This is a genomic window from Achromobacter sp. (genome assembly GCF_036567245.1).
Lineage (GTDB): Bacteria > Pseudomonadota > Gammaproteobacteria > Burkholderiales > Burkholderiaceae_B > Achromobacter.
The window spans coordinates 1-4,079 of sequence record NZ_DATCUY010000276.1; the positions used below are offsets into that span (position 1 = coordinate 1).

Below are 4,079 nucleotides of genomic sequence, written 5' to 3' on the forward strand. Positions count from 1 at the left end.
AGGCCAGCGGCAACCTGCGTGGCATGGTGCCGGGCTGCACCTTCGCGCTGCGCAGGCACCCGCGGCGCCAGGCCAACGCCGAGTACCTGGTCCTGGAGACCCACCTCGTCATCGAAGACGTGGCGCAGTCCAGCCAAGTCAAGGACGCCGCAGCCCACCGCAGGCAGCAGTGGAAGATCGAAGTCGACTTCACTGCGCACCCGATGAGCGAGCCGCTGCGCCCGGCGCTCACCCGGCCCACGCCCTGGAGCCGTGGCCCGCAGGCGGCCCTGGTGGTCGGGCCACCGGGGGAGAACCTCTGGACCGACAAGTTCGGCCGCATCAAGATCCAGTTCCCGTGGGACCGTGAGGGCGGCAAGAACCAGAACAGCAGCTGCTGGGTGCGCCCGCCCGGCGTGGGGGCCGGCAACCAGCAGGGCGGCGTGCACATCCCGCGCATCGGGCAGGAGGTGCTGGTCGACTTCTACGGCGGCAACCCGGACCTGCCCGTGTGCACAGCCAGCCTGTACAACCGCAACAACCTGCCGCCCTGGGAACTGCCGGGGCAGGCGGCGCTGTCGGGCTTTCGCAGCCGCGAGCTCACCAAGGAGGGCGGCAACAGCGCCGCGGGCAGAAGCAACCACCTGATCCTGGACGACACCGACCAGAAGATCCAGGTCCAGCTCAAGAGCGACCACCAGTCCAGCTCGCTGAGCATGGGCCACATCACGCGCATCGAGGACCACGCGGGGCGCAAGGAAGAGCGCGGCGAAGGCTTCGAGCTGCGCACCGATGCGCACGGGGCCATCCGCGCCAAGGAAGGCTTGCTGCTCACGACCGAAGCGCGCGCCGACGCGCAGGGCCACATCAAGGAGATCGATGAAACGATACGGCGGCTGACCGAAGCCCGCAGCTTGCTGGAACAGATCACCGCCGTGGCGCAGCACCACGAGGCGCAAGCCAGCAGTGCCGATCAAAGCGAGGTCCTCAAGGCGGTCGAGGCGCAGAACCAGGCGATCAAGGGCGACGGCAAGGCGCAAGGCGAATTCGCAGCGCCGCACCTGGTGCTCGCCAGCCCGGCCGGCATTGCCAGCAGCACGCCCCAAAGCACGCACATCGCCAGCGGGCAGCACACGCAACTGACCACCGGCGAGCATCTGTCCGTTGCCGCCGGTGGCGGCTTGTTCGCGAGCGTGGTCGACAGGATCGCCCTGTTCGTGCAGAAGGCCGGCATGAACCTCGTCGCCGCGGCAGGCCGGATCTCGATCCAGGCGCAAAGCGGCGACATCGACCTCGTGGCCGACCAGCGGATCGCCCTGACCAGCCAGTCGGACTACGTCGACATCCGGGGCACCAAGGGCGTGCGCCTGTGGGGCGGCAGTTCGATGGTCGAGATCAGCGACCTGACGAAGTTCCTCACGCCATCGCCGGTCTTGTTCTACGGCAGCCTCGAGACATTGGCCCCCAAGAGCGTTTCGTGGTCGTTCAACGCCATGCCCACCAGCCGCTTCGACCAGCAGGTCCGTTTCCTCGACAGCACGGGAAAACCGGCGCCCCAAGTGGCCTACGACCTGCTGCGCCCGGACGGCAACGTCCTTGACGGCAAGAGCGCCGCGAGCGGCACCACCCCGTTGCAGAAGAGCCCGGGCCTGGCCCGCTACACCGTCCGCTACAAGGGAGAACTGCCATGACCGACGACCTCAACGAGCACGGCAACCACGCCGGCGAATTCACGCAGGGCGTGGGCGGCTGGGCCGAATACACGGTGTGGATGACCCCGACCGACGACAAGGTGATCCACGACGTGAAGCTGCCGCCGCGCAAGGTCATCCCCATCGTCTTCCTGCCCGGCATCATGGGCAGCAACCTGCGCATGACCAGGCAGCGGCAGGACGAACTCGAACGCACCGACAACAAGGCCTGGAAGGCCGACGACATCGGCTCGCTGGAGACGGCGCTGGGCAACGGCTACGGCGCCTGGTTCCGCAACGCCAGCCCCGCGCAGCGCCAGCTCAATTTCGACCCCGACGCCACCGAGGTCGACATCTACAGGTATTCGGAAGACGCAGGCCGCTTCGACCCCGAAGGCACGCTCACCAAGGCGTCGGATGCCCAGCACCGCAACGTGCCCGACAGCCTGCGCCCGATACCGCCGCTGCTGACCAATGGCGTCAAGCCGCCGCCCGAGGCCGATGTGTGGGAGAAGCAGCGCATGGTCGAGAGCGCCGCGCAGAAGGCCCGCTGGCGCGGCTGGAGCGAAATCCTCTTCGCTGGCCCCTATGGCGAGATCCTGCAGAGAATCGAACGCCAGCTCAACAACATGTTCGTGAACGGCCGACTCGCCCCGAACTGGACGGCGCAGCCGCCCTCGCCGGGCAGGCCGCATGCGCCCCCGCCCGAGCCGCCCGACCCCATGCGCATCCTGGGGAAGAACCCCAAGGCGTTCGGCGCCATCCTCCAGGGCGAGGCCCTCACCGAAGACGACCTGCGCAAGATCGCGGCCTGCTGGTACCCGGTGCATGCCATGGGCTACAACTGGCTGCAGAGCAACGGTGAATCGGCCAAGAAGATCGCCGAGCGCATCACCGGCCTCATCAACGGCTACCAGGCGCGCGGCTTCGAGTGCGAGAAGGTCATGGTCGTCACGCACAGCATGGGCGGCCTGGTGGCGCGCGCGCTGGTGCACCCGCAATACGGCAACCTGCAGGGCAAGATCCTGGGCGTGTACCACAACGTCATGCCCACGCTCGGCGCGGGCACGGCCTACAAGCGCCTGCGCTTCGGTTTTCAGGAGAAGAACGGTGGCCCCTTTGCCATCTCCGACACCATCACGGCGCAAGTCCTGAGCCCCGACGGGGAACATGCCACGGCCATCCTGGCCAATGCGCCGGCGCCGCTGGAGATGCTGCCGGCGCAGGCCTATGGCGCCAGCTGGCTGCGGGTGGTGGACGCCAACGGGAGCCGCACGCTGGCGAGCTGGCCCGACATGATGGCGAGCCTGCCGCAGACGGCGCTGGAGGCGATCTACACGCAGCCGGCGCAGGCTTGGTGGCGGTTGATCAATCCGGATTGGGTCAATCCGCGAAAGTCCAACCTACCGACTGCAACAGTTGACGCCGCATACGCCCGTGTCAAAGATGCGTACCAGTTCTCCAATTCCATCGAGAAGACCTTCTACCCCCTGACCTACGCCAGTTGGTGCGACTCGCCGGTACGCCGCAGCTATGGCGAGGTGGTGTTCCGCGTCACCGAGGGGCTCGACCCGGGCGACACCACGCCGCTGCCGCCGCCCGCGACCTGGACGCTGCTGACCGACGACGGCAAGAAGGTCCTGACCGTGCAGGCCGGTGCGCGCGTGCTGACCCTGCAGCGCCAGCCGGCGGCCGAAGCGGGCGACGAGACCGTGCCGGCCTGGCGGTCGGCGCAGGAGATCATCGGCCACGGCTTCGTGCACGGCAAGGAAAGCAGTGGCTACGAGCACCAGGCCAGCTATGCGGACGACCAGGTCGCCGCCTCCACCCTGTACGCCCTCGTGCAGATCGCCAAGACCGACCAATGGAAGTGACCATGCGACGCACCCTTCCCTCACACCCGTCGCGCCCGTTCCTGGGCGCCCTCCTGGCGCTCGGCCTGCTGCTGCAGGCCTGCACGCTGCCCACCCGACATGCCTACCAGAAAGACACCGCCATGCCTGAACCCACCACGCTCAGCCCCCGCCTGCAGCAACTGTTCGCCAAGACCAAGCGCGTCTGCGTGGGGCGCTATGCATTGGAGGTACCGAAGGAGGCGGAGGTTCGGTGGGGGCCTTCGGGATTCCCGTCGGAGATCGAAGTCATCCACGGCGGCGTCGAAGCTGCCAACAAGCGGGTGGTCCGCGACATCACCAAGATCAAAGAGAAAAATCAAACTGCCGAGATCATCAGCAATCAGAGCGGACCCGTACCCAACAGTTGGCAGCTCCGGGAGTGTCCGAATTTCCGTGTGCAAGGCGCTGAGACTTTTCCACGGCGGCGGTCGGCGCTTGCGACGAACCGACCGACGCGGTGGGAAAGTCGGTTCTCGATCTTACGAGACTCCTCTGGTGAAACGGTCTCCATAGA

Annotated in this window: 2 protein-coding genes and 1 pseudogene; all 3 read left to right on the forward strand. The window is 67.2% G+C overall.

Features of this window, described 5'->3' with window-relative positions; translation table 11 throughout:
* The coding region (locus tag VIR09_RS12100) for a type VI secretion system Vgr family protein (RefSeq protein WP_332013094.1) at positions 1-1,670 on the forward strand (1,670 nt) is incomplete at its 5' end.
* Complete coding sequence (locus tag VIR09_RS12105; RefSeq protein ID WP_332013095.1) at positions 1,667-3,544, forward strand: hypothetical protein; 1,878 nt, start codon at positions 1,667-1,669, stop codon at positions 3,542-3,544. The genes VIR09_RS12100 and VIR09_RS12105, both read left to right, overlap by 4 nt.
* A 2-nt stretch (positions 3,545-3,546) precedes the next feature.
* A pseudogene (locus VIR09_RS12110) lies at positions 3,547-4,079 on the forward strand (hypothetical protein); the annotation flags it as partial.